The sequence below is a fragment of the Ruegeria sp. AB8 genome, from assembly GCF_056542605.1.
In genome coordinates, this window is sequence record NZ_JBQGAB010000012.1 from 66,578 (window position 1) to 92,300 (window position 25,723).

At 59.2% G+C, this 25,723-nt stretch carries 29 protein-coding genes and 1 other RNA gene; 9 read left to right on the plus strand and 21 right to left on the minus strand.

Features of this window, described 5'->3' with window-relative positions:
- Window positions 1-7: 7 nt before the first annotated feature.
- From ACR0CG_RS13825 to ACR0CG_RS13890, 14 genes are all read right to left on the minus strand, one after another.
- Window positions 8-1,645 (minus strand): ABC transporter ATP-binding protein, encoded by a 1,638-nt coding sequence (locus tag ACR0CG_RS13825; RefSeq protein WP_170682045.1) that lies wholly within the window; start codon window positions 1,643-1,645, stop codon window positions 8-10.
- Complete coding sequence (locus ACR0CG_RS13830; RefSeq protein ID WP_170610901.1) at window positions 1,642-2,457, minus strand: ABC transporter permease; 816 nt, start codon at window positions 2,455-2,457, stop codon at window positions 1,642-1,644. Before ACR0CG_RS13830 ends, ACR0CG_RS13825 begins: the two co-directional genes overlap by 4 nt.
- Window positions 2,457-3,413 (minus strand): ABC transporter permease, encoded by a 957-nt coding sequence (locus tag ACR0CG_RS13835; protein WP_170609824.1) that lies wholly within the window; start codon window positions 3,411-3,413, stop codon window positions 2,457-2,459. Before ACR0CG_RS13835 ends, ACR0CG_RS13830 begins: the two co-directional genes overlap by 1 nt.
- Window positions 3,414-3,428: 15 nt before the next feature.
- Window positions 3,429-5,015 (minus strand): ABC transporter substrate-binding protein, encoded by a 1,587-nt coding sequence (locus ACR0CG_RS13840; RefSeq protein ID WP_170609826.1) that lies wholly within the window; start codon window positions 5,013-5,015, stop codon window positions 3,429-3,431.
- Window positions 5,016-5,372: 357 nt separating this feature from the next.
- Entirely contained in the window at window positions 5,373-6,476 is a 1,104-nt protein-coding gene (locus ACR0CG_RS13845) for a glycerate kinase type-2 family protein (RefSeq protein WP_480525614.1), read from the minus strand.
- Window positions 6,476-6,913: a D-aminoacyl-tRNA deacylase gene (gene dtd / locus ACR0CG_RS13850; RefSeq protein ID WP_170682042.1), complete on the minus strand. Its 438-nt coding sequence runs from the start codon at window positions 6,911-6,913 to the stop codon at window positions 6,476-6,478. The genes ACR0CG_RS13845 and dtd overlap by 1 nt, the downstream gene beginning before the upstream one ends.
- 39 nt (window positions 6,914-6,952) lie before the next feature.
- The gene (locus ACR0CG_RS13855) at window positions 6,953-7,621 is read right to left on the minus strand and encodes a nitroreductase (RefSeq protein ID WP_480525616.1); all 669 of its coding nucleotides are present in this window, start codon (window positions 7,619-7,621) and stop codon (window positions 6,953-6,955) included.
- Between the two features lie 82 nt (window positions 7,622-7,703).
- The gene (locus ACR0CG_RS13860) at window positions 7,704-8,828 is read right to left on the minus strand and encodes a TFIIB-type zinc finger domain-containing protein (protein WP_480525618.1); all 1,125 of its coding nucleotides are present in this window, start codon (window positions 8,826-8,828) and stop codon (window positions 7,704-7,706) included.
- A gap of 56 nt (window positions 8,829-8,884) precedes the next feature.
- Entirely contained in the window at window positions 8,885-9,310 is a 426-nt protein-coding gene (locus ACR0CG_RS13865; protein ID WP_480525620.1) for a hypothetical protein, read from the minus strand.
- 4 nt (window positions 9,311-9,314) lie between these two features.
- On the minus strand, window positions 9,315-10,463 hold the full coding sequence (locus ACR0CG_RS13870; RefSeq protein ID WP_480525622.1) for an SPFH domain-containing protein: 1,149 nt from the start codon (window positions 10,461-10,463) through the stop codon (window positions 9,315-9,317).
- 22 nt (window positions 10,464-10,485) lie between these two features.
- On the minus strand, window positions 10,486-11,481 hold the full coding sequence (locus ACR0CG_RS13875; protein WP_480525623.1) for a DUF2927 domain-containing protein: 996 nt from the start codon (window positions 11,479-11,481) through the stop codon (window positions 10,486-10,488).
- Window positions 11,456-12,646, minus strand: a complete 1,191-nt coding sequence (locus ACR0CG_RS13880) for a toxic anion resistance protein (RefSeq protein ID WP_480525625.1) — start codon at window positions 12,644-12,646, stop codon at window positions 11,456-11,458. The genes ACR0CG_RS13875 and ACR0CG_RS13880 overlap by 26 nt, the downstream gene beginning before the upstream one ends.
- A 30-nt stretch (window positions 12,647-12,676) precedes the next feature.
- Window positions 12,677-13,591 (minus strand): 5-bromo-4-chloroindolyl phosphate hydrolysis family protein, encoded by a 915-nt coding sequence (locus tag ACR0CG_RS13885; RefSeq protein WP_480525627.1) that lies wholly within the window; start codon window positions 13,589-13,591, stop codon window positions 12,677-12,679.
- A gap of 177 nt (window positions 13,592-13,768) precedes the next feature.
- A complete protein-coding gene (locus ACR0CG_RS13890) occupies window positions 13,769-14,584 on the minus strand; it encodes a pseudouridine synthase (protein WP_480525629.1) in 816 nt (271 codons plus the stop codon).
- Window positions 14,585-14,646: 62 nt separating this feature from the next.
- On the opposite strand from ACR0CG_RS13890, the gene ACR0CG_RS13895 reads away from it, so the two are divergent.
- Window positions 14,647-15,105, plus strand: a complete 459-nt coding sequence (locus tag ACR0CG_RS13895) for a nucleoside deaminase (protein WP_480525631.1) — start codon at window positions 14,647-14,649, stop codon at window positions 15,103-15,105.
- A 27-nt stretch (window positions 15,106-15,132) separates the two neighbouring features.
- Here the strand turns inward: ACR0CG_RS13895 and ACR0CG_RS13900 are convergent, their stop codons facing one another.
- Both ACR0CG_RS13900 and ACR0CG_RS13905 read right to left on the minus strand, forming a co-directional pair.
- Window positions 15,133-16,104, minus strand: coding sequence for an adenylate/guanylate cyclase domain-containing protein (locus tag ACR0CG_RS13900; protein ID WP_480525633.1), 972 nt, complete (start codon window positions 16,102-16,104; stop codon window positions 15,133-15,135).
- Between the two features lie 7 nt (window positions 16,105-16,111).
- Window positions 16,112-16,804 carry a metal-dependent hydrolase gene (locus ACR0CG_RS13905; protein ID WP_480525634.1) on the minus strand — a complete coding sequence of 231 codons (693 nt, stop codon included), beginning with the start codon at window positions 16,802-16,804 and terminating at the stop codon, window positions 16,112-16,114.
- 57 nt (window positions 16,805-16,861) lie between these two features.
- Between ACR0CG_RS13905 and ACR0CG_RS13910 the strand changes: the two genes are divergently transcribed.
- Complete coding sequence (locus ACR0CG_RS13910; RefSeq protein ID WP_480525636.1) at window positions 16,862-17,515, plus strand: ceramidase domain-containing protein; 654 nt, start codon at window positions 16,862-16,864, stop codon at window positions 17,513-17,515.
- On the opposite strand, the gene ACR0CG_RS13915 is transcribed toward ACR0CG_RS13910, so the two are convergent.
- Together ACR0CG_RS13915 and ACR0CG_RS13920 are read right to left on the minus strand one after the other, a co-directional pair.
- Window positions 17,506-18,078 (minus strand): DUF4202 domain-containing protein, encoded by a 573-nt coding sequence (locus ACR0CG_RS13915; RefSeq protein WP_480525638.1) that lies wholly within the window; start codon window positions 18,076-18,078, stop codon window positions 17,506-17,508. The genes ACR0CG_RS13910 and ACR0CG_RS13915 overlap by 10 nt on opposite strands.
- 151 nt (window positions 18,079-18,229) lie before the next feature.
- Entirely contained in the window at window positions 18,230-18,388 is a 159-nt protein-coding gene (locus ACR0CG_RS13920) for a hypothetical protein (RefSeq protein WP_480525640.1), read from the minus strand.
- A gap of 233 nt (window positions 18,389-18,621) precedes the next feature.
- Between ACR0CG_RS13920 and gatC the strand changes: the two genes are divergently transcribed.
- The 5 genes from gatC to rnpB all read left to right on the plus strand — a co-directional run bounded on the left by gatC (window position 18,622) and on the right by rnpB (window position 22,323).
- On the plus strand, window positions 18,622-18,909 hold the full coding sequence (gene gatC / locus ACR0CG_RS13925; protein WP_170325838.1) for an Asp-tRNA(Asn)/Glu-tRNA(Gln) amidotransferase subunit GatC: 288 nt from the start codon (window positions 18,622-18,624) through the stop codon (window positions 18,907-18,909).
- 3 nt (window positions 18,910-18,912) lie between these two features.
- Window positions 18,913-20,400, plus strand: coding sequence for an Asp-tRNA(Asn)/Glu-tRNA(Gln) amidotransferase subunit GatA (gatA, locus tag ACR0CG_RS13930; protein WP_170609860.1), 1,488 nt, complete (start codon window positions 18,913-18,915; stop codon window positions 20,398-20,400).
- 38 nt (window positions 20,401-20,438) lie between these two features.
- Entirely contained in the window at window positions 20,439-21,140 is a 702-nt protein-coding gene (locus ACR0CG_RS13935; protein WP_170816665.1) for a hypothetical protein, read from the plus strand.
- Window positions 21,091-21,792, plus strand: coding sequence for an N-acetylmuramoyl-L-alanine amidase (locus ACR0CG_RS13940; RefSeq protein WP_480525642.1), 702 nt, complete (start codon window positions 21,091-21,093; stop codon window positions 21,790-21,792). The genes ACR0CG_RS13935 and ACR0CG_RS13940 overlap by 50 nt, the downstream gene beginning before the upstream one ends.
- Window positions 21,793-21,931: 139 nt before the next feature.
- Window positions 21,932-22,323: RNase P RNA component class A (gene rnpB / locus ACR0CG_RS13945), an RNA gene on the plus strand.
- Window positions 22,324-22,329: 6 nt separating this feature from the next.
- Here rnpB and ACR0CG_RS13950 read toward each other — a convergent pair.
- From ACR0CG_RS13950 to ACR0CG_RS13960, 3 genes are all read right to left on the minus strand, one after another.
- Window positions 22,330-22,662 (minus strand): GYD domain-containing protein, encoded by a 333-nt coding sequence (locus ACR0CG_RS13950; protein WP_170609866.1) that lies wholly within the window; start codon window positions 22,660-22,662, stop codon window positions 22,330-22,332.
- Between the two features lie 65 nt (window positions 22,663-22,727).
- A complete protein-coding gene (locus ACR0CG_RS13955) occupies window positions 22,728-23,570 on the minus strand; it encodes a DUF2182 domain-containing protein (protein WP_480525644.1) in 843 nt (280 codons plus the stop codon).
- Window positions 23,571-23,582: 12 nt separating this feature from the next.
- Complete coding sequence (locus ACR0CG_RS13960) at window positions 23,583-24,218, minus strand: DUF1326 domain-containing protein (protein ID WP_170609870.1); 636 nt, start codon at window positions 24,216-24,218, stop codon at window positions 23,583-23,585.
- 348 nt (window positions 24,219-24,566) lie between these two features.
- Here ACR0CG_RS13960 and ACR0CG_RS13965 point away from each other — a divergent pair, with 348 nt between their 5' ends.
- Window positions 24,567-25,271, plus strand: a complete 705-nt coding sequence (locus ACR0CG_RS13965) for a DUF533 domain-containing protein (RefSeq protein WP_321252040.1) — start codon at window positions 24,567-24,569, stop codon at window positions 25,269-25,271.
- A 128-nt stretch (window positions 25,272-25,399) separates the two neighbouring features.
- Entirely contained in the window at window positions 25,400-25,567 is a 168-nt protein-coding gene (rpmG, locus tag ACR0CG_RS13970; RefSeq protein ID WP_010441901.1) for a 50S ribosomal protein L33, read from the plus strand.
- The last annotated feature ends 156 nt before the right edge of the window (window positions 25,568-25,723 follow it).

Here is a 25,723-nt window from a genome sequence, read left to right on the forward strand (position 1 = left end):
GCAGGGATCAGTTCCCGGCACTTTCCATCTTGCGGTGGGCGACGACCTCTTCCAGCCAGCCCAGATGCATCTCGGGGACCGAGCTGAGCAGCAGGTCGGTATAGTCGTCGAACGGCGGGCTCAGAACCTCGGATTTCGGACCGTACCGGACCACGCGGCCCTGGTACATTACGGCAATCGAATCCGAGATCGCGCGCACTGTCGCCAGATCGTGGGTGATGAACAGATAGGCCACGTCCTCGATCTTCTGCAGATCCAGCAGCAGCTTAAGGATCCCGTCTGCCACCAGCGGGTCGAGTGCCGAGGTCACCTCGTCACAGATGATCATCTTGGGCTTGGCCGCCAGCGAGCGCGCGATACACACACGCTGTTTCTGACCACCGGACAGTTCCGCCGGGTAGCGGTCGATGAACTTTTCGCCCAGTTCGATCTCATCCAGCAATTCGATGATCCGCTTGCGCTTTTCCGCGCCGCGCATGTTGAAGTAGAACTCCAGCGGGCGGCCGATGATCGTACCAACCGTTTGACGGGGGTTCATCGCCACGTCGGCCATCTGATAGATCATCTGCAACTCGCGCAGGTCCTCGCGGGAACGCCCCTTTAAGTCGGGCGACAGCTTGCGACCGGCAAAGGTGATCTCTCCGTCGCGCGGCGGCAGCAGGCCGGTGATCACCCGTGCAAGCGTCGACTTACCCGAGCCGGATTCTCCCACCACCGCCAAGGTCTGCCCCGGATGAAGCTCGACGTTGACGTTGTGCAGCACGTCGAAATTCAGACCCTTGTAGCGCGCGGTGATGCCGTCGACGCTCAGCACCGCTTCGGGTGTGGGCTTCTTTTCTTCGTGTTCGATGGAGCGGACCGAGACCAGCGCCTTGGTGTATTCCTCTTGCGGGTTGTTGATGATCTGATCGGTATTGCCGTATTCGACAGTGTTGCCCATTCGCAAAACCATGATGTCGTCGCTCACCTGCGCAACAACAGCAAGGTCGTGCGTAATGTAGAGCGCGGCAACGCCGGTATCGGCAATGGCTTCCTTGATGGCCATCAGAACGTCGATCTGTGTGGTAACGTCCAGCGCCGTGGTGGGTTCGTCGAAGACCACCAGATCAGGCTCGGGACACAAAGCCAGGGCTGTCATGCAACGCTGCAACTGACCGCCCGAGACCTGGTGCGGGTAGCGTTCGCCGATATTGTCTGGGTCAGGCAGACCCAGCTTGGCAAACAGCTCCCGTGCGCGGCCTTCGGCCACTTTCCGCGAGAACTTTTTCTGTTCGACTGCGGCCTCGACCACCTGATCCATGATCTTTTTGGCCGGGTTGAACGAGGCAGCGGCGGACTGAGACACGTATGTGACCTCGCCCCCCCGCAACTTGCGTATGTCGCCATGCGACGCTTTCAGAATGTCTCGTCCGTTTACCCAGACCTCGCCACCGGTGATTTTCACACCGCCCCGGCCATAGGCCATCGACGCCAGTCCGATGGTGGATTTACCGGCGCCGGATTCACCGATCAGGCCCAGCACCTTGCCGGGCGCGAGGTCAAAGCTGACCCCGTGCACGATTTCGATGTCATGGGGCTTTTCGCCCGGCGGGTAGACGGTCGCGCCGATTTTGAGGTCGCGGACCTTGAGAAGGGTATCACTCATCCCCGGCCTCCTTTCAGCGATGTTGTACGGTTCAGAATCCAGTCAGCCACAAGGTTGACCGAGATTGCCAGCGTTGCGATGGCCACAGCGGGGTACAGGGCTGCGCCAATGCCATAGACGATGCCATCCTTGTTCTCTTTCACGATGCCGCCCCAGTCCGCCAGCGGCGGCTGGACGCCAAGACCCAGGAACGACAGGGTCGAGATGAACAGAACCATAAAGATGAAACGCAATCCGAACTCGGCCACCAAAGGCGACAAAGCGTTCGGGAGGATTTCCCGAAAGATGATCCAGCCCCGGCCTTCACCGCGCAGTTTAGCGGCTTCGACATAGTCCATGACGTTGATGTCCACGGCGACAGAGCGTGACAGGCGATAGGGTCGCGTTGCGTCCAGCAGGCCCATCACAAGGATCAGGATCGGGACGGTTACCGGAACGATTGCCAGAATGACCAGCGCCAGGATCAGCGTGGGGATAGACATGACCAGATCAACCGTCCGGCTGAGCGCCTGATCGGCCCATCCGCCCAGAACCGCAGCCAACAGGCCCAGAGACGTGCCGGTAATGAAGCTGAGCAGTGTCGCAGCGGCGGCGATGAAGATCGTTGTCCGACCGCCATAGATCATCCGGGTCAGCAGGTCGCGTCCGATATTGTCGGTGCCCAGCAGATGCTCGGCGCTGGCGGGCTCCCAAACGTCGCCGACGACCTCAGCCATTCCGTAAGGCGCAATCAATGGAGCAGCGATGGCCACAAAGAAATACGCGCCGGTGAACATAAGGCCGATCAATGCCGAAAGAGGAATATTCTTTATCATTTCGGATGCCTCAGTCTTGGGTTGGCAAGGATCGACACGATATCCGCAACCATGTTCAGGCCGATATAGACCGCCGCGAACACCACGCCGCAGGCCAGAACAACGGGCACGTCACGCTTGGTCACGGCGTCCACAAGATACTGCCCCATGCCGGGATAGACGAACACAACCTCGACGACGACGACACCCACAACCAGATAGGCGAGGTTCAGCATAACCACGTTAACAATCGGCGAAATCGCGTTGGGAAAAGCGTGTCGGGCAATGACTTGAAACGTACTCAACCCCTTCAGTTCTGCGGTTTCGATATAGGCCGACTGCATCAGGTTCAGAATGGCCGCACGCGTCATGCGCATCATTTGCGCCAATACCACTAGCGTCAGAACGAAGGCCGGCAGCGCAATTGCGTTCAGCTTTTGCCCGAAGGACATGGAATCATTAATCATCGCCAGTGATGAAAACCATCCCAGCTTGACCGAAATATAGTAGATGACAACGTAGCCGATCAGGAACTCCGGGATAGAGACTGTCGTCAGGGTCACCGCGGAAATCAGTTTATCTGGCCAGCGGTTACGGTACCGGACGGCAAGCAGCCCCAGAAAGATCGCAAGCGGGACGGACACGATTGCGGCAACACACGCCAGAAACAGAGTGTTCCCGAGACGTTTTCCAATGCTCTCGGCAATATCGAGCTTGTTGGTGAGTGACTGGCCAAGATCACCCTGAACGATACCTCCCAGCCATTCGAAATAGCGTGTCAGGGCAGGGCGGTTCAGGCCCATCTCCTCACGAAGGTTGGCCAGGGCTTCAGGCGTTGCGGACTGCCCCAGGACGGCTTGCGCGGCGTCTCCGGGAAGGGCTTCGGTAAGGCCGAATATCAGGGCCGAAGCGCCGAACAGCAAAAGGATTCCCAGCGCAAGGCGCTGGGAAACCAGTTTGATGATGGGGTGCATTATCCGTAGCCCGTATCAGACGAACCACATTTTGCGGGACATGTTGCCGTTCATCATCTCCTGAGTCGGGTCAGATTCCCAGCCGTCCAGCTGGTTGCTCACGCCTTCGACAAAGTCGTTGAACATCGGACAGATCAGGCCGCCTTCGTTGCGGACCATTTGACCCATCTGGCTATAGATGCCCTTGCGCTTCTCGGCGTCCAGTTCCGCGCGCGCGGCGAACAGCAGATCGTCGAACGCCTGAACCTTGAACCGCGTGTCGTTCCAGTCGGCGCTGGACAGATATGCGGTCGAGTACATCTGATCCTGAACCGGACGGCCACCCCAGTATGACGCACAGAACGGCTGAACGTTCCAAACCTCGGACCAGTATCCATCGTTGGGTTCACGCTTGATTTCCAGCGGAATACCCGCCTGCGAAGCGGTTTGCTGGAACAGCGCAGCGGCGTCCACAGCACCCGGGAAGGCACCGTCGGCAACACGCAGAACGATAGGCGAGCCGTCATGGCCGGACTTCTTGTAGTGCTCAGCAGCTTTTTCAACACTGAATTCGCGCTGTTCGATGGTCTCGTCAAACAGCGGGTAGGCTGCGTTGATCGGCATGTCATTTCCGATCGAGCCATAGCCGCGCAGCACTTTGTCCACCAGTTCCTCGCGGTTGATGGCGTATTTCAGCGCGGTGCGCAGTTCGTTGTTGTCAAACGGCGCAGTGTCGCAATGCATGATGAAGACATAATGTCCGCGACCAGCAGTCGAGTGCACAGTCAGGTTCGGTGCGCGGCCCAGCAGGTCGGCAACTTTGGGTTCAACACGGTTGACCGCATGGACCTGGCCGGATTGCAGCGCAGCCGTCCGTGCGGTTGCATCGTTGATGACAACGACTTCGACGCTGTCAAAGTTGCCGAAATCGCTGTTCCAGTGGTTTTCATTTTTGGTGAACAGGTGACGGACACCCGGCTCGTCCACTTCCAGCTTGTAAGGGCCGGTACCGATACCCGCCCCAGGGTTGTCCATGCCGCCATCCGGCTGAATGATCAGATGGTAGTCGGCCATCAGATAGGGCAGGTCCGCATTCGGCTCACTCAACGTGACCTGGAAGTTGTCGCCATCGGCCTTCATCGACTCGATGCCCTTCATGATGCCCAGAGCACCCGACTTCGAATCTTCGTTCGAATGACGCTGCATGGTCTTCAGCACGTCTTCGCTGGTCATTGTCTTGCCGTTGTGGAATTCGACACCCTGACGCAGCTTGAAAGTCCAGACCTTGGCATCTGCGCTGCCTTCAACGCTTTCGGCCAGACGCGGTTCGATCGTGCCGTCAGGCGCGACTTCGACCAGCTGGTCTCCGAATTGCTTGCCGTTCTGGAACGGAACCGAACTTGCATAGGTTGCCGGGTCAAGCGAGTTCGTGGATTCGCCGCCCTGCAGGCCGAACTTCAGATCACCGCCCTTTTTCGGGCCTGCCGCACGCGCGGCATCTGCAAACATGGTGCTGGCCATTGCCGCAGTTACACCCAATGCCGCTGCTTTCCCCATGAATTCGCGACGGGTCAGCTTGCCGGCTGTAACCTGTTTGGTCATGTGAGTGAGTTGTTCGTTCATTCAAGAATCTCCCGGTTGGTAGAGTTGCAGGCCCTTTCTGGGCTTTTTATTGACGCACGAGTCAAAGTTCGCGCATTTTAGAGCAGGCGACAAGAACTAAAATTTCAAGAAATGCCGTCCCAGCCTAAAAATGTTGTGTCTCGAAGGCCGCTCATCCAGAGGGAACGCGACCAGATTACTTGTCCTTCAATACTATATCGCGATCCAGTCGTCTCTCATCAGTGAAACTTTCTTCACGAAAGGTTTGATAACTGTCGATGTGCGGGCGCAAAATACGTCAGTTTTTTCTGGTTTTGCGGACCGATCTCTGTCCGAAAAGACCAACATCGTGCGACTTCGGGACAAGATCATTCCCGTTCACGCGCGCACCACGACAAGCAAGTCCATAACGTTCGTTCCGGTTGGGCCGGTGACCAGCAATGCGCCTGCTTTGTCCAGAAAGCTCCCGCTGTCGGCCCGTTGCAATGCCTGCTCTGCGCCCTCGCCCCAGGTTGATCCGTCGATGATCGCACCCGCAGCCAGTGTGGGTCCATCGGTTCCGTCGGTCCCGCCGACCATAAGTGTCAGCCCCTCGGTTCCGGCGATTTCCCGTGCCAGGGCCAGCGCGAGCGCCTGATTCCGCCCCCCGCGGCCAGGGTTTTGCGGTAGTACAACCGTTGGTTCACCACCAAAAATCATGGCGCCCGTCGACATGGACCGCAACCGCGGCCCCAGCGTCCGGGCAATTTCCAGATAATCGTCGTGCAGACACTCCTCGTTGGCCAGCACCGTGTATCCGGTGTCCGCCGCCAATTCCGCTGCTGCGCCCCGTGCATGTGCATTCGACGCTACGATCCGGGCCGTGGCCTTGTAGGCGTGATCATCGGGCAGTGCGCCGATGCCCGAACCGATGACGTTGAGGTCATCACCGGGCACATCGGATATGGCCAGAACGGTCACGCGCGCGCCCGAAAAACCAGTCAACAGACCGCCGCCCTTGATCCGCGACAGCTTGCGCCGTTCGGCGTTCATGGCGGTAATATCCAGCCCCTCGGACAACAGTCTTTTGTTCAACTGTTCCAGATCGGACAGAATTTTGCCCGGCACCAGATCCTCGGCCAGCGACGAGGCGCCGCCGGATACCAGCAACAGAAGATGTGATCCGTCCGCCATGTTCTCGACGGCTTCACGCAGGGCTTTGCCGCCCGCAAGACTGCGGTGGTCGGGAACAGGGTGCGAGGCCTCGATCACCTCTACATGCGGAGGCAGGTCGCGGCCGTGATCGTCCTTGGTTACGACAAGTGTCGGCAATGCACCAAAATGTTCCAGCGCCGCCCGCGCCATGGCCGCTGCCGGTTTGCCCACGGCAAGGATGCGATCGGGCACCGGGATATCGCTCAACGCCTGCCTAACAGACGTGTACCCATCGACCGCCGAAACGCCGGCCTGCCAGATCCGCTGTGCTTTTTCCGCTTGGGACATCAGTTTTCCACCCAGATTGTGACCGGTCCATCGTTGACCAGTTCGACGGCCATAGTCGCGCCGAATTCTCCTGTTTCGACGGCAACACCCTGAGCCGCCAGTTTGTCTGCAAACGTTTCATAAAGCTGTTTGCCCTGTTCCGGAGGCGCAGCCTCAGAAAATCCTGGTCGGGTGCCGCGCGACGTATCGGCGGCCAGTGTGAACTGACTGACCACGAGGGCCGATCCGCCGATATCCAGCAGCGACCGGTTCATCTTTCCGGCGTCGTCCTGAAAGATACGCATTTTGGCAATCTTCTGCGCCAGCTTGTCCGCCTGCTGTTCGTCGTCACCCCGCATAGCACAGACAAGGATCAGCAGACCGGTGCCGGACTGACCGATCACTGTTCCGCCGACCGATACGGATGCGCGCGTCACGCGTTGCAGAAGGGCCCGCATGTCTTCTCTCCTAGTCCATTCTTTTCAGGAACACCGGCGTCAGCCCCGCCAGTCCACGATTTCATCCACGCCTGCGCGGTTTGTTCGGAAACCGTTTGCAGGGTGGTCCCTGTCCGGGTACCCGAAAGATATCGCACACAGGATCAGGCGATCATCCGGGATCTGAAAAAACCGGTGCAGAAACGGGCTGTAAGCGGCCAGCGCCGCCTGCGGAATAGTGGCCACGCCCAGAGCCTGCGCCGCCAGCGTAAACGCCGTGACAAATCCACCACAATCCATCGCACCGTAAGGGCCTAGCTCGGCCGGGCTGGAAATAATGGCGCAATGGGGCGCACCGAAAAGGGCAAAATTCTCGCTCATTTGCCGCGCCGACGCCGCGCGGTCGCCGCGCTCGATACCGACCGATTCGTACAATGCCCATCCACAGGCACGGCGGCGTTCCTGATAGGTACCTGAATATAAGCTGGGAAAGGGCAGATCCGGGGCAGGGGTGCCGGTCGCGGCTTCATGCATCATGGCCTGCCGGAAGCGCTCGGTTTCCGCGCCGCTGGTGATAACGACCTGCCAGGGCTGTGCATTACACCAACTTGGCACACGGGACGCGCTGGTCAGGATTTTCCGGATATCACCCCGCGGTACCGGATCTGACAAAAAGGCGCGGCAGGAGTGTCGATCCTCCAGCAAGCCGTTCAATGCCGATAGCGTCACCCGATATCTCCTTCGCCCCAACGCCGCGCAGGATGGCTGCGGGTTGGGCGAAGATCAAGGGTCCGGACGACGGATTGTAAGTCTATTGCTGGCCCGTCGCCGCCAGGTAGCCAACCCCGGCCGCGACCAGAAGTCCAAGCACCACCGCGATCGTGATCTTGATGGCCGACCAGGGCCGTTCCCCCTGAACCCGGCCGGTTCGCCCGTTCACTACGAATCGATAGGTCTGACCGCGGTATTTGTAGGCCGCCATCCAGACCGGCAGCAGGATATGTTTGAAGGTAACATCCCGCACATCGGTTTCAACCGCATGCACGCGCTGACGGTCGCCCCCGATGTCAAAGCGTACATCCCGTTCTATGACGCGTGCCATATGCGCCCGTGCCTCGGCATACCCGTCCTTCAACTCGACAGTGTAGGCTTCGGCCCGAAAGCCTGCCAGGTACTCGGGCTGATAAGGCTCCAGCGCCGGCAGGTCCCAGGGCTCCAGTGCGTCGGTGTAACGTTTCGGCAATGAGCGAGAGGCGAGCACAAGAACATCATCGAAAAACCGCGCCACGCGGCCCGATTTGGGAGACCAGCGCACCTTTGCGACCTGTTGCTGAACCCGCTTCCCATCGCGCATGACCGTTATGGTTTCATAATAGATCACACCCCGCTCACCGCGATATCGGGATTTGGTATCGGCATCGAACGTCCAGTAGGGCACGTAGATACCCTGCATCTTCCGCCCCTTGCGGGCGTATTTTTTCAGGCCATTCGGGGCGAACCACAGCCGGCCGAGCCAATCACCCATGGCCTTGTGGGCCGAACGTTCATCCAGCGCAAACGGCAATACCCCTTTGGGTTTGATGTGACGGTTCACGCCCGAATCCGTGACTACTGGCGTGGCGCAGAACGGGCATTCCGCCGCGTGCGTGGCGGGGTCGAATTCGACCTGTGCGGCACAGTTCGGGCAGGACAGAACTCGGGTTTCCTCAATCTCGCTGTCTGGCAGGCGATCTGCAATTGCCGCGTCAAAATCCAGCTCACGCAGGCTTGCGCCGCCCCACGGACCCGCACCAATCGACACCGAGTGCCCACAGTGATCGCAGGTCAACGTGCCGTCGCCGGGGTTGAACCGGTAATCAGCGCCACACTGATTGCATGGAAAGCGGTGTTCGTCTGTTTGTGTAACAGTGAGTTGCTCAGGATCGGTCATTGCCATTTCACCAGGGTTTACTGTCTCTTACAGGCGCGTGTTCAGTTGCTTTCCAAATGGTCTTAGAAATCAGATGCCGGAACGACCTGCGTTTGGTAGCTGCGTCTGGTGCCATTGCCGAACTCGACCTGCACCACAATTGTGCCTTCAGGATTGCCGAAAAGGTCAAGGCACGCGCCTGACCAATGATCAGCCGCAGCCAGACATATCCGGTTGCCTGACATCTCCGACACATAGGTCGACGTGCGAAGATCGGATAGCGCCCCAAATGACCGGTATTCAGCCCGGCCATTCTGGAATATCCGGAAACCGTCGCCTTTGGCATCGAACAAATCGGCGGCAGCCCCCGGATGAGCCTTGAAAAAACTCTGCCGCGCGGCGTCCACCATGAGCGGAGGAAGAGAGGGCGTGGCCGGTTCGCGGCCCGGTCCCGCACATCCGCTCAGCAAAGCGACGGCGATGAAGACTGGCGCAACACACCTGCCCATCGGGTTACGCACCCGGCGGCGGCGGCGGGAGAATGGTGAAAAGTTGCGCCAGTTCCTGCACATCACCGGCCTTTTTCCAGCCGTCCTGTCCGGCCGTCCAGACATGCGTGTCGCGGGTGATTTCGCCATCCGTGGCCATGCGGCCCATTTTGGCTTTGGAAAACGGTCCACTGACCTGTCCGTCCACCGCGATGTGCCAGACATGTTCCACGGGCGGCGGGGGCGGCGGTGCCACACGCGCCGTCGGTTGCGGAGCAGCGGGGGCGGACGCGCCCCAGGGGCCGCTCGGCTGACCCGCTGCCATGTTCGACATCTGCTGCGCCATCGCCATGCCGATTCCCATACCAAGACCTGCGCCCATACCGCCACCCTGACCGGGGTTGCTGGCCGCGGCGGTCATTGCCTCTGCCGCAGAATAATGGGTGAACTTGCCGAGATCTCCCGCCAGCCCCATCGATGTCCGCTTGTCCAGCGCAGCCTCGACCGCCGGAGGCAGCGAGATGTTTTCGATATAGAACTCGGGCATTTCCAGCCCGTAGCCATCCAGCACCGGCGACACCTCTGCTGCGATCAGCTTGCCCAGATCGGCGGTATTGGCCGCCATGTCTAGAACCGGAATGCCCGACCCGGCGATCACCCGGCTGAATTCCTGCACGATGATGTTGCGGATCTGAAAACTGATCTCGTCCATGGTGAATTCGCCATCAGTGCCGACGATTTCGACCAGGAATTTAGCGGGGTCCTTCACGCGGATCGTGTAGGTTCCATAGGCCCTGATCCGGGTCGGGCCAAATTCGGGATCGCGTAACATGATCGGGTTCTTGGTGCCCCATTTCAGGTCATTGAACCGGGTCGTGTTGACAAAATAGATCTCGGATTTGAACGGAGACTGAAAGCCATGGTCCCAATGCTGTAGCGTCGTCAGGATCGGCATGTTGTTGGTCTCAAGCATGTAAAGGCCCGGCGTGAACACATCCGCCAGTTGCCCCTCGTGGACAAAAACCGCTGCCTGACCTTCGCGCACCGTCAGCTTGGCGCCATACTTGATCTCGTGTCCTTCGCGCTCGAACCGCCAGACCATCGTATCCCGGGTGTCATCCACCCAATGAATGACGTCAATGAATTCGCCGGTCAGAAAATCGAAAATTCCCATCTGGGTTCTCCTGTCCTTGAGGTCAGAGCGACTGACCCATCAACTCACGTGAAATGATACGCACCACGGGCCTAGCATCTTCAACAGACACGCCAGGCTGCAGACGCGGATCGTATAGAATAGTCAGCAATTTCTCGTCATGGCTGGTCAGAAGCGCAAATTCGTCATCGTCGTTGAAAATCGACGGTCGCGCTGTGGGGCTGTCGTTGGACAGACCCAGGCCTTGGGCGATTTCCTCGTGAATGCAACTGCGCCGCACCAGATCAGGCAATTCGGACCGGATAAGCGTGACAGCACGTACGTATTTGTACGGTGATGTTCTTGTGGCCGAGGCCAGCACGAAACAGTCGAAGCTCGCGCGGGGATTGGCGATCAGATCCAGCGAGGCCTGACTGATATTCGGTATCAGCTGTTTCACGCGGGCGACGACGTATGCGCTGTCGTCCTTGCCGGCAAAGAAGACGTGAAAATTGGCCTTGCGACTGACGACCGACACAGGGTGCCCCGTCAGTTTCGCCAGACGTTCGGTGTAGCCTTGGACAAGTTCCGAATCCCGCTTGCGTGTTTCGGGCAGAACCGACGGCCCGAACTCGGTCTGGATGCGCACCGGCCCCGACCAGCGACTGAGCTGCCCATCGGTCTGTCCTGAACCAATCGCCACGGCGTGATCAGGGTATTCACTGTAAAACGCGATGGCTTCGAAATTGCGAGTCAGATCGTCGGCATCATAGGGAGTATCCGGGCCGCCACCGTCCACACGAAGCAATCCGCGTGTCAGCAGATCGCGCTCGACCCGCTGATAGAAACGCGCCAGATCCTGACTGGCCGCAGACGGGGGAACATAGGCATTGGGCTGCGGCGCCGGTTCGGCCGGGCGAGCCTCGGGAACAAGTGAGGTCGTCAGCGATTCGTCGCAATTGGCCAGAGCCAACAGCGAAACAAGTCCCAGCAGGACCTTGAGACATTTCAACGGACGCACGCCCCGACCCGCCTCAGCCCGATACAGCGGTTCCGGCATTGTCGCCGATGCCATCCTTTCGGGCCTTGGCCGCCGCCAGAGTGTCACGCAGTTCAGCCTCCATCTTTTTCAGCTCTTCTTCGGCGGCAGCGCGTTTGGCTTTGCCCTCATCGGCGATGGCAAGGCTTTCGTTGATCGTGCCGATCAGGTCTGCATTGGCCTTTTTGACGGCCTCAATGTCAAAGACACCGCGTTCCATTTCCTCGCGGATCATCTTGTTGGACTGGCGCAGATTGGCCGCGTTCGAGGTCAGCAATTCGTTGGTCAGGTCGTTGGCTTCGCGCACGGCCGAGGCAGCCTCGGCGCTGCGCTGGATCGTGACGGCCTGCGCAAGCTGCGTCTCCCACAGCGGGACTGTGTTGACCAAGGTCGAGTTGATCTTGGTCACCAGCGACTTGTCATTTTCCTGAACCAGACGGATCGACGGCAGCGACTGCATTGTCACCTGCCGGGTCAGCTTCAGGTCGTGAACGCGGCGTTCCAGATCATCGCGCGCGGCGCGCAGATCGCGCAGCTCCTGCGCTTCCATTACCTGTTCGCCCTCAGCGGCGGCCTGAACCTCGGCCTCTTTTTCCGGGATGTCGTGGCTGTCCAGTTCGGTCAGCTTTTCCTCGCCCGCCGCGATGTAAAGCGCCAGTTCGTCATAAAAGCCCAGCGTCTTTTCGTATAGCAAATCCAGCGACTTGATGTCCTTGAGCAGGGTGTGTTCATGCCCCAGAAGATCGTCGGTGATCTTGTCGATCTGGCCTTGCACATCTTCGAACTGCGCTGTGAATTTGGCAAAGGGCGCGGCCTTACCCAGCAATTTCTCCCACCAGCTACGTTCGCGGCGTACGTCCAGCTCATTGACCGAGAACCCGCGGATCGTGGTCACGATATCGCGCAGGCTGTCGCCAGCGGGGCCAACATCCTTGTTGCGTACGTCCGCAAGCATGGCTTGGCTGATCTCCTGCAACTCGGCCTGTGCCGACGAACCAAAGGACACGATCGAATTGGTATTGCCCATGTCGATCTCTTCCATCCGTTTGCGAATTTCCGCGCCGACAGGTTCATCGGCCTCTTCCAGCGGGACAATATCGGCCTTGGGTTCGGGCAGGGCCACGGCAGTCACTTCCTGAACAATCGTTTCAGCTTCAACGGCCTTTTTCTTGATCTCATCGGACATGGGGATATTCCTCGCTCAAATAATGGCCGGTCAGTCCAACCGGACGCCTTCGCGCTGCAGCCTTTCGCGCAGCACTTCAATTTCAACCGTCAGATCACTTCGGTCATCCAATAGCATCTTGCGGGTGCGCGCGGCGAAATTCTGTTCCAGATCATCCAGCAACGATGAATAATCTGACAAGGCTTGCGCATCGCGGGTGCGCGCGTAGACATCTGCAAACTTGATCGTCGCATCGCGGGCACCTTGCAGATAAACCGTCAGGTATTTGCGGGCACCGGCCAGATCGCGCGGGTCTTCCTCGACTGTGCGGAAAAGATCGCGGGCGGTGTCCTGAAAGCGTTCAACCCGGGCTTCGACAGTACGGTCCCTGGCACGTTTGATTGCGTCGGTCATCTCGGACAGGTGGGCTTCGGCGTCTTCCACCACACGTGCGACGCGATCCTGTTGAAAGGTGTCTATACCTTCCATGCCCTTGTCTTTCATCGGATCAAGGCCAAACGAGACCGAGTGCAGAACTGCCGCCGCTGCGCCAAACAGAACAGGCGCCAGCAGACTGACCTGCGACACCGCCTCGGCATCCAGATACTCGGTCCGGTACGAGGCAAGCGCCACACCCAACCCGGTCAGAATGCTGGCGAAAATCTTGCGTGGAAAGGCGGGGCGGCGGGCTGTGCGACGGGCGTTGTAGGCCCCTTCGGCGCGCAGGCCTTCGCGCAGCAGAAACGCAGCTGCTGTCAGCAGACCGGCAGCTACAAGACCCATCGTCATGCCAATGGCGCCGTCGTTCAGAGACAGGAACACCAGTGGAATTGCCGGAATGAAAAGAACATTCGCCCGTGCGCCCGCAGGTTCGACCCGCGCGCTGTCAAATTGTCCGCGCTTGGGCTGATCCGAAGGTGTCGTATCACCCTGGGGGCTGTATTTTCCGCCGTACTTTTTGGCCATGCGCCTATAGCCCTCCCAGCAGGCCGGTGCATACTCCAAACAACAGCACCAGCAGTGCCGCGTAGGCCAGTTTTTGCACTCCGCTTCCGGACATGGCACCCCCAAGGACTTCCGCGTTCACAGAAAATTTAGTGTATGCGCGGGCTTGGCGCTAGGGGGAAGGTTGTGTGACTGGCGTCACTTGCGAGTTTTCTTGCCGACCGGGGGACGTTTTCGCTGTGGGCGCGTGGTCCGTTTAGCGGTGCCATCGGGTTTTTCGCCGCCTTCCAGCCCCAGCTGATCCCGCATCACGCGGCGGCGCACTTCTTCGACCTCGCCGGGCTTCAGGTCGCCCAACTGGAATGGTCCATACGAGACCCGGAGCAGGCGGTTCACCGCATACCCGATATCCTCGATTGCGCGGCGAATCTCGCGGTTCTTGCCTTCGCGCAGGCCGATCGTCAGCCAGGCGTTCGCCCCTTGTTGTCGGTCCAGGGAAACGGTCATCGGCTGAAACCGTTCCCCGTCGATCACCAGCCCCTTGCGCAGCGGCTCGAAGTCTTCATCTTTCGGCCGGCCGTTTACCCGGACGCGGTATTTGCGCAGCCAACCGGTCGAAGGCAGCTCCAGCTTGCGCTTGATGCCACCGTCATTGGTCAGCAGCAGCAACCCCTCGGAATTGAGGTCAAGCCGCCCGACGCTCATGACCCGGGGCATGTCCTCGGGCAGTTTGTCAAAAATCGTCGCGCGGCCCTTTTCGTCGCGTGTGGTTGTCACCAGCCCAGAAGGTTTGTGATACAGCCAAAGGCGCGAGGGTTCGGGTTCGGACACCGGCTTGCCATCGACCACAATTCTGTCTTTCGAGGTGACATTCAGCGCCGGGCTGTCGATCACTTTGCCATTCACGGCCACGCGACCTGCTTCGATCATGCGTTCAGCCTCGCGGCGCGAGGCGACGCCCGCGCGCGCAAGGACCTTGGCGATCCGGTCGCCGGGAGGAGGGGTGTTGCTCATGGATCCGGCCATAACCTATCCCGCCCGCTTGCGAAAGGCAGGTTTCTGATGCAGTCAGAGATATGGAATTCAGATCGCATATGAGCACGGCGCTGGAACAGGCCAGATTGGCAGGCGAACGCGGAGAGGTTCCGGTCGGTGCGGTTATCATCGCGCCCGACGGTCGGATTGTTGCGACCGCAGGCAACCGGACGCGCGAGTTGAATGATCCGACCGCCCATGCCGAGATTCTGGCCCTACGCGCTGCCTGCGCCGATGCTGGGTCCGAGCGACTACCGGATCATGACCTTTATGTCACGCTGGAGCCGTGTGCGATGTGCGCTGCCGCTTTGGCCGCCGCGCGCATCCGGCGTGTTTATTACGGGGCTGCCGATCCGAAATCGGGCGGTGTGGCACATGGCGCACGGGTCTTTACCCACCCGCAGACGCATCACAAGCCGGATGTTTATGATGGTATCGCAGCCAAAGAATGCGAAACCCTGCTGCTTGAGTTCTTTGCCGATAAGCGGGCCGGCAAGTGACCTTATCCTGACGTGGTTTGAAAGGGTCTAGGTCCAGTCCAAACGGTAGACTGTCTGTTGCCCGCCGAACCCTTTTAGCTGAACTGGTTTTGGGGCACTGAACTTCAATCCGGCGGTGTTCCCCACCAGCAGCCTTGTCACGTCAGTCACGTGAATTTCGTATGGCCCGCTGACATTCGTAACCCGCGCCGCCTTGTTTACGACGGACCCAAAGAAATCTTCGTCTTTGTGGATGACGTCGCCGGTATGGATCCCAATCCGAAGGCCAAGCGCCGTGTCGACGTTGGCCGACCTGTTTTCCCGTTGGAAATTGACGGCCGCCTGAACCGCGTCATGGACGGACGAAAAAATCGACATGGTTCCGTCTCCGAGCGATTTGACCAGACGCCCCTGATGCGCATGGATCACTTTCTCTGCCAGATCAAAGTGATCCGATATGACTTTGATCCACTCCTGATCGCCCAGTCGCCGTGTGATTTCGGATGATCCGGCAATGTCTGTGAACATGACCGAGGCGGTGCCCTCGCTCTGTTCCTGCGTGAACTCGCGCCGTGCCGCTTCGATCAACGCATTCAGGGCCTCATGTTCGATCCCGATCTTTTCCATGTTAGAGGTCGGATTGGAGACATGCATCTGCACCATTTTCCAGACGCCGTTTTCCAGATGGAGAACAAAGGTAAATCGATGCAACGCGGCCTTGCCGTTCGTGGCAAAGGTCATCGTCGCTTCACAATGCGCCCAACCGGCGTTTCCACACTCGAAGGCTTCCAGCGAATGTTCCTGCCAGGCATAGTCGGGAATTTCATTCGTATGATCGGCGAAACCCTGTCGGAACACCTGCCCGGACCAGGATTCTTCATCCGCCGATCCCTGATATCTCAGGTGTTCCGAAGTTGAGAGCATGTTCTCCAAAACCGCGCGGTCCCTGTCTTGCACGGCCTTGTTCCATCGCCGCACAACCGCGATCAATTCTGGTGAAGGAGAAACCTCGCCGCTCACATCGGACCTATAGTGTGATCGCCTGCATCACTTCAGGCTCGATCACATCGACGCCGGGCAGGCCGTCTTTCAGATCCTGCGCAGATTGCTCAAGGATCGGGAAGGTTTTGTAGTGGCAGGGTATCACGGTCCGAAAATTGAAATAGCGCTTGGACGCATAAGCCGCGCCTTTCATGTCCATGGTGAAATGGCCGCCCGCGGACAGAATGCCGATATCCGGTTTGTAATAGTCGCCCATCCAGTCCATGTCGGCCATGATATCAGTGTCACCAGAGACATACAGCGTTTTGCCCTCGGTGACGATCATGAACCCGACCTCGGTGCCGCCGGTGCGCAGCCCCTCCGGCGTCGAAAAGGTTGAACTGTGCGACGCAGGTACCATCGAAACCTTGACGCCGTTCAGGTCGACCGTGCCGCCTTTGTTGAACCCGACCGTTTCGATGCCTTCAGTTTCGCCCCAAAAACCCATCAGATCGTATTGGCCGACAACCGGCACGCCCAGGCGCTTCGCCAAGGGAAGGATATCGACCACATGGTCGAAATGGGTATGTGTCAGCAGGATATGCGTGGCCCCTTCGATCGCCGCGTCATGCTGAGTTTCGGGCAGGACGGGGTTACCGCTCAGCCAGGGATCGATCAGCAAGACCTGACCGCCGGTTTCGATGCGGAAACTGCCGTGACCCAACCAGATGATATTCATGAAAATCCTCCCATTCAGACTGTTGGCCTCAGCCTAGCATCGGCTATGTAAAAATCCATGGACTGGATGCAGGAAATCGATGGCTATTGCGAACGACTGTCGCCCGCGTATTGGGCTGAACCGGTCAATGCGCTGACCAATGCGGCCTTCCTGGTTGCTGCATGGGTAATGTGGCGCCGGGTACGAGGGCAGGGTATGCCCTTGGCGATGGTGCTGGTCGCAGTGCTTGCCCTGATCGGAGTGGGCAGTTTTCTGTTTCACACTCATGCACAGGTTTGGGCGGCTATTGCCGATACAACGCCCATCCTGCTGTTCATTCTGGTCTACATCTATGCGGTAAACCGCGACATCTGGCGGATGTCTCCGGTATGGGCGCTGGTCGGCACCGTGCTTTTCATCCCTTATGCGGCTGCGACAATCCCGCTGTTTCGGTTTGTGCCGGGTCTTGGCGGGTCCGCTGCCTACGCGCCGGTCCCGTTGCTGATCCTGATCTATGCTGCATTGTTGCGGTTAAAAAAACCTGTTCTGGCGCGCGGCATGGCCGCCGGGGCAGTACTGCTGATCCTGTCCATCACGTTCCGCGCGCTTGATCCGGCCCTGTGTGCCCAATTCCCGATGGGCACACACTTTATGTGGCATCTGTTGAACGCAACGATGCTGGGTTGGATGATCGAAGTCTACAGAAAGGACCTGGCCGAAAATCAGGTCTGATCGGCGCGAAAAGCATCTGCCAGATGATCGGGCAGGTCGAATTCCCGCAACACCCGCGCGCGCCCTTCGCCAGACATCTTTCGGGCCGTTTTCTCGACAATGCTTTGAATCTTCTCGGCCGAGTGTTTTGCAGCAAAGGGCTGGAAGTACCATTTGAGAAAGACGAAACAGATCACGTCTTCCAGGGCCTGCACTTCGGCATCGCGTTTGATGCCTTGCTTGCGCAGCATCCGGCCCGCGGCATCGATCTGATCGGTGCCATAGCCTTCCATTTCCATCAGGCCCATGACGACTTCGGCATGGTGAACGCCCTGCGCCTTGCGCCAAGCCAGATAACCGGCCCGCCCTTCGGGGTATTCGCTGCGCGCCAGTTTCCAGCGTTCCACGTGCTGACCGCGTGCCGCAATCTGCAGCGCGTCAGAGGCGTCGGGGAACAGCCGCGCAAGCTCCTCGCTCATCCGCTTGCCATAAAGCAGGGCCTCCGGCTCTCCGCCATCCTGGTTGGGGTCTTGTATGTTGACTGCGTCGATTGCGTCCAGGACGGCTTGTTTTTGTGCGCTCATGTATGGCTCCATAGTCTGGCAAGTCTGCACCTGCCGGATCTCCCGGCGGGTCCTTTCGCCCTATGGTAGCGGCTTGTCGCAGGGTCCGCAGCATGCAATTGCAGCAACGCCGGATCAGTCGCGGCATATCTGATCCGGCGCTTTCTTCTATTTAGTTCCCGCGAATTGTGGTGTCCTTGGTGACCGGCTGGGCAACCGGTTCGGGGAAGGTCAGGGTGCGGGTCAACGGGTTGAAATCAAAGCCCGAAGCCATTGCTGGTGCAATGGCGGCAGTTGCGGACAAAACGAAGGCGGTGATGAAGGTTTTCATGATCTTTCTCCGGGTTTTGTGCTGTTGCACATGTTAGAAAGTGAACAGCGCAGTTCAGTATTTCAAGATGCAAAGTGAACCGTGTAGTTCACTTTTTTGCATATGAGATATTCAGAATTGAATGGGGTGCTTCGGACCTGCCATGATCACCTTCGATCATCCGCCGAGTCTGTTGGTCTTGCGACCGGTGCGGCAGACGGGTAAATGCCCCCTAACGCATATGAGGTTTTCCGATGTCGATTGACCAAAGCACCGCCGCCAAGGTGGCCAAACTGGCCCGGATCAAGGTCGAGGATGATGCGCTGCCCGCGCTGGCGTCCGAGTTCAACACCATTCTTGGGTTCATCGAGCAACTCAACGAAGTGGATGTCGAAGGCGTCGAGCCGATGGTCTCGGTCGAGCCGATGCGCCTGAAACGTCGCGAGGATGTGGTCACTGACGGAAACCAGCAGGACAAGGTTCTAGCCAATGCCCCCGACGCCCGCGAAGGCTTTTTCGCAGTCCCCAAAGTGGTGGAGTAAGACATGAGCGATCTGAACAAACTGGGCCTGGCCGAAGCCCGAGACGCGCTGCGCAAGGGTGACGTGACCTCAGTCGAGCTGACCGAAGCCTGCCTGAAAGCAATCGATCAGGCAGATGCTTTGAATGCTTTTGTCCACAAGACGCCCGAGATTGCACTGGAGCGCGCCAAGGCGGCAGATGAGCGGATCAAGGGCGGCGACGCACCGTCGATGTGTGGCCTGCCGATTGGCATCAAGGATCTGTTCTGCACCAAGGGTGTGCCCTCGCAGGCGGCCTCGAAGATTCTGGAAGGTTTCAAGCCGGAATACGAATCCACCGTTTCGCAGCAACTGGCCGATGCGGGCGCGGTTATGCTGGGCAAGCTGAACATGGACGAGTTCGCCATGGGCAGCAGTAACGAAACCTCTGTATATGGCAACGCGGTCAGCCCCTGGCGCCGTGGCAATGACGACGCGCAACTGACACCAGGCGGTTCATCCGGTGGGTCGGCTTCGGCCGTGTCTGCCGACCTTTGCCTAGCGGCAACCGGTACCGATACCGGCGGTTCGATCCGTCAGCCTGCCGCCTTCACCGGCATCACCGGCATCAAGCCGACCTATGGTCGTTGCTCGCGCTGGGGTATCGTCGCCTTTGCCTCTTCGTTGGATCAGGCTGGTCCGATGACCAAGAACGTGCGCGATGCTGCGATCATGCTCGAGGCGATGTGCGGTCACGATCCCAAGGACTCGACCAGTGCCGAACTGGCGGTGCCGAACTTTGAGGCGATGCTGACCGGCGACATCAAGGGCAAAAAAATCGGTATCCCCAAAGAATACCGCATGGATGGAATGCCTGCTGAGATTGAAAAGCTCTGGGCCGAAGGGGCCGAGATGCTGAAAGCAGCGGGTGCCGAGATTGTCGATATTTCGCTGCCGCATACTAAATACGCGTTGCCCGCGTATTACGTGATCGCACCGGCCGAGGCGTCCTCGAACCTTGCGCGTTATGACGGTGTGCGTTATGGCCGCCGCGCGCAACTGGCGCAGGGTGACGGCATCACCGAGATGTACGAAAAGACCCGCGCCGAGGGTTTCGGACATGAGGTGCAGCGCCGTGTCATGATTGGTACTTATGTGCTGTCAGCCGGTTTCTATGACGCCTACTACAACCGCGCTCGCCGCGTTCGGACCCTGATCAAGAAAGATTTCGAGGACGCGTTTGCCGCCGGAATCGATGCGATTCTGACACCTGCGACACCGTCGGCCTCCTTTGGTCTGGGCGAGATGACCGAAGCCGACCCTGTTCAAATGTATTTGAACGACGTGTTCACAGTGACGGTGAATCTGGCCGGTCTGCCCGGTATTTCGGTGCCTGCGGGTCTGGATTCACAAGGTCTGCCCCTTGGCCTGCAACTGATCGGACGTCCGTGGGACGAAGGCGATCTGCTCAACACCGCCTATGCGCTGGAAAACGCGGCCGGTTTCGTGGCCAAGCCGGGGAAATGGTGGTAAGCCTCTGGCAACCAGAGCAGCAGACACGGAGCAGTCACATGCGCTTTTTGCTTCTGATCCCCGCCATCGGCGTGGTGGCGGCTTGCACCGACGTGGCACCAGTGGCCAATACGGGATTCAACACGCCTGATTACCAGGCGCAACGCGAGGCTGAACTGGCCGGGCAGGGACTGGGCGGTAATCCGTTGCTTGGCCCGGTGGACGTGTCCGCACAACCGCTTGGCGCTCCGGGTGCGGTGACACCCGTGGCGACCGGGGCCAATGCGGACATCGCTTCTCAGACAGCCGCCGCCTTGGCCAGCACTTCTCCGCAGGGCGCATCCACTCCGATCCCGGTGTCCAATGCACAGGGAATTTCCGACGAACAGGATTTTGCGGCCGTATCCAACCGCCGCAGCATCGAATCCGACGCCGCCCTGATCGAACAGAACCGCCAGACATACGAGGTGGTCGCACCAACCGCCGTACCGCAGCGCGGGTCGGACGGACAGCCCAACATCGTTCAATATGCTCTGAACACGTCGAACCCCGTGGGGACCCAGCTTTACAGCCGCGCCGGGTTCAACCTGCAGGCTAAGGCGCAGCGCAACTGCGCGAAATATCCTTCCCCGGATCAGGCACAGATCGATTTTCTGTCAAATGGCGGCCCGCAGCGGGATCGTCAGGGGCTTGACCCGGACGGTGACGGCTATGCTTGCAACTGGGACCCAAGCCCGTTCCGCAGTGCCGTCAGCAACTGATCCCCTGACGCCGATCTGGCACCGGTCCCCCAATTTCGGACCGCGCCGCGACGGGTTGAAGCCGTCTTTGGTTTTACTCCACTACACAGCGATGGACAGCGCGCAGGCGGCCTTGGAACGTCTGTGCGATCCGCAGGCCGAAGTCTCCGCACATTACCTGATCGGAAATGATGGCACCCTCTGGCAAATGGTGCCCGAGGAAGACCGCGCATGGCATGCCGGGGCAGGGGAGTGGCTCGGTCAAAGCGATATCAACTCGCGCTCGATCGGGGTCGAGCTGGACAATACAGGCTTTCATCCCTTTTCGCACCTTCAGATGAATGTGCTGGAACACCTGTTACCCCAAATCATGACGCGCTGGTCGATCCCGCCGCAAGGCGTGATCGGGCATTCCGACATGGCACCGGGCCGCAAATCAGACCCCGGCCCCCGCTTTGACTGGCCTCGGCTTGAACGTCAGGGGCTTGCGGCGCGGCGAGGGCAGGGAAGATGCCCTCTGAACGCGTTGACACAAGAGTTCCGCACCAAGGCCCGCCTGGCAGGCTATACCGCTGACACGGATGACGAAACACTCCTCACCGCCGTTCGGCTCAGATACCGCCCCTGGGCTAAAGGTCCGCTCACACCCGCTGACCTTGCGCCGATCAGCTGAGCAACCCTCAAACAAATCCGGGCTTCATCTGGCCAAAAATATCACGGGGTTGAATTGGCCGCAGGCCAAGAAGGGGCTGGCCCCTTCGCACCCTGTCCACTCTTGACGTCACCGCCCCCAAGGCATACCCAACGCCAGCGCGGAGGGCCGGATGGCCGCTGGGGTGCAAGCCCGAGAGGAAAGTCCGGACTCCACAAGGCAACGGTGCCGGGTAACGCCCGGGCGGGGCAACCCGACGGAAAGCGCCACAGAAAACAAACCGCCTTGCTTGCAGGGTAAGGATGAAACGGTGGGGTAAGAGCCCACCGCGCCGCTGGCAACAGCGGCGGCACGGCAAGCCCCACCGGGAGCAATGCCAAATAGGGTCCCCGCGCGGGCCGGTCGGCGCAAGCCGATACCGCCGCTAAGCGCGTCTTGGCCGAGAGGGACCGGGTTGGCAGCTTGAGCCGCTCAGCAATGTGCGGCCTAGAGGAATGGTCATCGAAGGGGGCAACCCCGGAACAAGATCCGGCTTACAGGCCCTCCGCGCGTATCCTCTTACCCTCCGGGCGGTGTGTAGGCACCGGTCAGGGCCGCCGCTTTTTCCGTGATGGCAACAAAATCCTCTGCCGTCCACGCGCGGACCGTCTCTATCTTGTCGACGGCGCCCGATGCGCCGACGGCCATTCCGACCGCAACTGCGTCGGTGCCGTCAGGTGCCTCACTGATCACAACCACATCATTCGATCCGGTGGTCATATAGAATGCCAGCAGCTTGCCGCCCACCTTGTCAAGCAGGGCTTTGACCGGCGCGGTGCGGTCTGATGGCTTTTGCAGCATTCCCTTGATGCCGGATTGGGAATAGGTGGCGTAAGTTATGAATAAAGGCATTTTCTCCTCCTGGGATCAATGTGACGGAACCCTGAATTCGGCCGGTTCCCTGGCCGTTTGAGAGCCTAGGTGCCGGAAGTTATCGCGCTTGCCAGCACCCAGGCACCTGTTGCAATCAACCCGATGCCCGTCGCCGGGATCAGCCAGCGGGCTCGGGGCAGAAGTTTTTCCAGCGCAACGTAAATTGCGATGGCGACAATCCAGTAGAGGTTCATGATGCCGCCGACGAACAGCAAGAGCATCAATGCCCAGCAGCAGCCCAGACAAAATGTCCCGTGAATGACGCCCATGCTGAACGCACCCGATGCGCCGGGCCGATTGTGTTCGGCTAGAAACCGGGCGGGGCTTTGGCAATGTCGCAAACAAGCGGATTTGAGCGATGAAAGCTGATAGAGGCCAGCCGCAATCAGGACACAGCCTGCAAATGCCTTTGACCGGACGGTCATCATGGGGCCATCAGACAGGCCGACATGCTCAAGACCCCATTGCGCCAGTGTCGCAAGCAGGCTGAAGCCCCCCCAGGCGATCAGGTATCCTGCGAGGAACAGCAAGCTGAGGCGGGCCGCATTGGCCTTGTCAGCGCCGACACGTTTGAGGGCCAGAAACAACAGGACAACAGGGGCCGCGCTGGGGGTCATCATGGCGATCATCATGACCCACCACATCAAAAAGATGAGCAGCGCGTAGGGCAGGCTCCATGGCCGGTCGACCGGCATCTGCATGGGCTCGCCGATTGGCCGGGCCATCCTTGTCATTTCGACGGCAGACATGTTCATGCCGATCCCGGTAATCGTGTACCATGAGGCCCCGAGAACGATCACCAAGACACTGACCAGAACGATCAGCCTGTCCTGCCTCAGCAACCGCTCAGCGACAGCCACGGGCGGTGCGTCAGAGTTTCGTGTCATGCGACGCCCCTGTTAAGCGCCCAAAACACCGTGGCCGGAAATGTTGAGATGCGCCAAGTGCGCGTGGGTGGCATCAAATGTCAGGCTTATGGCACCCCCGGATGTTCTCGTCGTACCTGCGGCGGATTCCGCGTGGCGGTACTCGAACCCGTTCGGCAGCTGGATGGATGCGCGGTGCGGCGCTCCAGATACGATATGCGGGATCGGGTTGACCTCGACGTCGAAGATACCGTGGACCTTCGCGAACCCCTTGCGTTCCTCGCGATCCCAGTCCAGCTCGATCGGAAGGTACAGAGTTTCGTGTTTCTGCGGGGCCATGGCGCTGTAGACGTACCACATGGTGGCCATTTCATCGGTGTCCTCGCCGGTCATGATCGCTTGCAGGGCCGCCCGCTGATCGGGACTGGCGCTTTCGTCGATGATAAGCTGCATCTGACCGCCGCCTTCGTGGATCGGTCCGGGCCAGTAATAGACGCCGGCAGCGCGCAAGCCCGCCAGATCGGTATCGCCATATTTGCCAGCTTCAATGTCAAAGACGACAACCGCTTCGCAGTTCCCATGTGTCGGAAGTACGCTGAACTGGCAAGGACAACCGAAATTGCAGTTACAATTGGCCAGCTCTTCCCCCTGAATAGTCCATTCTGTCATGATAGCCCCCCAGAAAAACATGCCTTAAAACTCTGCTGACAGAGGTTTCGCCTGTTTTCAGTGCCTCAAGCGTTAAGCGCTTAGATGGCTTCTTGGGTCAGTGAAGTGGCGGCACGGTATCACGAATTCGTGATCCGGGCAATTGAAGCTCCGCATGTGCGGGAAAGCGCCAGTTTAATGATGGAAATGCACGAGCGCGTACATGGTTTTTCGTTTTCGTATAGTCTTGTGTTTGCTGAGTTTTCAGTCCGCAACAGTCCAGCCGTTGTCCGGCGAATTCCGAAAGCCGGGTTAAAGGACGTCTGAGTAGGTGCGGTGAGGAGTAATTTTTGAATCGGGAGGACGATTATGAGTTTCATGAAAGCACTTGCCTCGGTGGCCGTAGGGTTTGCTGCCGCGAAAGGACTGGAGAAATACAAGCAGATGGGCGGCATGGCTGGCCTGCAGGATGCAATGCAGGGTGCGGGGGGCGGATTTGGCATGGACCAGCTTGGCAAGATGGCCGAGCAGTTCGGCATGCCCGGTGGGGCCGCCGGACTTCAGGAGATGATCGGCAAGCTGGGTATGGTCAACCCGGCAGGTGCCGCCGGGCTGGGCGGTCTGATGAACGCCATGCAAGGCGCGGCAAGGTCGGGCAGCCAGCAAACGGCGGACATGATGGATACCGTGTTCCGGGGAACACCCGGTGGCGCCGTCATGGAGGAGCAGGCCAAGCTGATGCTGCGGGCGATGATCCAGGCGGCCAAGGCGGATGGTGAACTGGACACCCATGAAAAAGAAACAATTCTGGGAGAGTTGGGGGACGACATCAGCGATGAGGAGCGAGCCTTCGTTCAAGAACAACTGAACGCGCCGATTGATGTCATGGGCTTGGCGGCCGCTGCGGGCGGACCTTTGAAAACACAGATATACGCCACGTCTCTGGCTGCGATTCGCCTGGATAACGCGCGTGAGGCGTCATACCTGCGTCAGCTGGCAACCGCATTGGGGCTGTCGGACGCGGAATGTAATCAGATTCATACCTATATGGGGGCACCGACACTTCCTGCATAAGGCCATCCCACCTTCTGCTGCCTCGATGCGCGCGATAGCCCTTGACATGGGCTGTGCAGCGCGTAAAAGCGCACGCTCATAGGAATTCAACCGAAAGGCCCCTGCCTTTTCGGACGCAGGAGATAACCATGGCGAAGCCGACGACAATCAAGATCCGTCTGAACTCGACCGCGGGCACGGGCCACTTCTACGTGACCAAGAAAAACGCTCGCACCATGACCGAGAAGATGACCATTCGTAAATACGACCCGGTCGCTCGCAAGCATGTCGAGTACAAGGAAGGCAAGATCAAGTAATCTGCCTGTCCATCCGGACACAGTTAAAGGGTTCTGCGAAGCAGGACCCTTTTTTGTTTTTCAACGTTTCACAAGCGCGTTTGTGCTTTCCCATGCACGTCCATGGCCGTTGCAGCAGAGCATCAGCATATGGCCCAATCGCATCCCCGGCGTCTT

Coding starts and splice junctions, on each gene's coding strand:
- ACR0CG_RS13920 (WP_480525640.1), bottom strand. CDS start 18,388: ATGAAAACCTTCATCACCGCCTTCGTTTTGTCCGCAACTGCCGCCATT.
- rpmG (WP_010441901.1), top strand. CDS start 25,400: ATGGCGAAGCCGACGACAATCAAGATCCGTCTGAACTCGACCGCGGGC.
- ACR0CG_RS13835 (WP_170609824.1), bottom strand. CDS start 3,413: ATGCACCCCATCATCAAACTGGTTTCCCAGCGCCTTGCGCTGGGAATC.
- ACR0CG_RS13870 (WP_480525622.1), bottom strand. CDS start 10,463: ATGGGAATTTTCGATTTTCTGACCGGCGAATTCATTGACGTCATTCAT.
- ACR0CG_RS13890 (WP_480525629.1), bottom strand. CDS start 14,584: ATGAGCAACACCCCTCCTCCCGGCGACCGGATCGCCAAGGTCCTTGCG.
- ACR0CG_RS13965 (WP_321252040.1), top strand. CDS start 24,567: ATGAGTTTCATGAAAGCACTTGCCTCGGTGGCCGTAGGGTTTGCTGCC.
- ACR0CG_RS13935 (WP_170816665.1), top strand. CDS start 20,439: ATGCGCTTTTTGCTTCTGATCCCCGCCATCGGCGTGGTGGCGGCTTGC.
- ACR0CG_RS13885 (WP_480525627.1), bottom strand. CDS start 13,591: ATGGCCAAAAAGTACGGCGGAAAATACAGCCCCCAGGGTGATACGACA.
- gatA (WP_170609860.1), top strand. CDS start 18,913: ATGAGCGATCTGAACAAACTGGGCCTGGCCGAAGCCCGAGACGCGCTG.
- ACR0CG_RS13825 (WP_170682045.1), bottom strand. CDS start 1,645: ATGAGTGATACCCTTCTCAAGGTCCGCGACCTCAAAATCGGCGCGACC.
- ACR0CG_RS13940 (WP_480525642.1), top strand. CDS start 21,091: ATGCTTGCAACTGGGACCCAAGCCCGTTCCGCAGTGCCGTCAGCAACT.
- ACR0CG_RS13910 (WP_480525636.1), top strand. CDS start 16,862: ATGGACTGGATGCAGGAAATCGATGGCTATTGCGAACGACTGTCGCCC.
- ACR0CG_RS13860 (WP_480525618.1), bottom strand. CDS start 8,828: ATGGCAATGACCGATCCTGAGCAACTCACTGTTACACAAACAGACGAA.
- ACR0CG_RS13840 (WP_170609826.1), bottom strand. CDS start 5,015: ATGAACGAACAACTCACTCACATGACCAAACAGGTTACAGCCGGCAAG.
- dtd (WP_170682042.1), bottom strand. CDS start 6,913: ATGCGGGCCCTTCTGCAACGCGTGACGCGCGCATCCGTATCGGTCGGC.
- ACR0CG_RS13950 (WP_170609866.1), bottom strand. CDS start 22,662: ATGCCTTTATTCATAACTTACGCCACCTATTCCCAATCCGGCATCAAG.
- ACR0CG_RS13865 (WP_480525620.1), bottom strand. CDS start 9,310: ATGGGCAGGTGTGTTGCGCCAGTCTTCATCGCCGTCGCTTTGCTGAGC.
- ACR0CG_RS13960 (WP_170609870.1), bottom strand. CDS start 24,218: ATGACAGAATGGACTATTCAGGGGGAAGAGCTGGCCAATTGTAACTGC.
- ACR0CG_RS13880 (WP_480525625.1), bottom strand. CDS start 12,646: ATGTCCGATGAGATCAAGAAAAAGGCCGTTGAAGCTGAAACGATTGTT.
- ACR0CG_RS13905 (WP_480525634.1), bottom strand. CDS start 16,804: ATGAATATCATCTGGTTGGGTCACGGCAGTTTCCGCATCGAAACCGGC.
- ACR0CG_RS13895 (WP_480525631.1), top strand. CDS start 14,647: ATGGAATTCAGATCGCATATGAGCACGGCGCTGGAACAGGCCAGATTG.
- ACR0CG_RS13915 (WP_480525638.1), bottom strand. CDS start 18,078: ATGAGCGCACAAAAACAAGCCGTCCTGGACGCAATCGACGCAGTCAAC.
- gatC (WP_170325838.1), top strand. CDS start 18,622: ATGTCGATTGACCAAAGCACCGCCGCCAAGGTGGCCAAACTGGCCCGG.
- ACR0CG_RS13955 (WP_480525644.1), bottom strand. CDS start 23,570: ATGACACGAAACTCTGACGCACCGCCCGTGGCTGTCGCTGAGCGGTTG.
- ACR0CG_RS13845 (WP_480525614.1), bottom strand. CDS start 6,476: ATGTCCCAAGCGGAAAAAGCACAGCGGATCTGGCAGGCCGGCGTTTCG.
- ACR0CG_RS13875 (WP_480525623.1), bottom strand. CDS start 11,481: ATGCCGGAACCGCTGTATCGGGCTGAGGCGGGTCGGGGCGTGCGTCCG.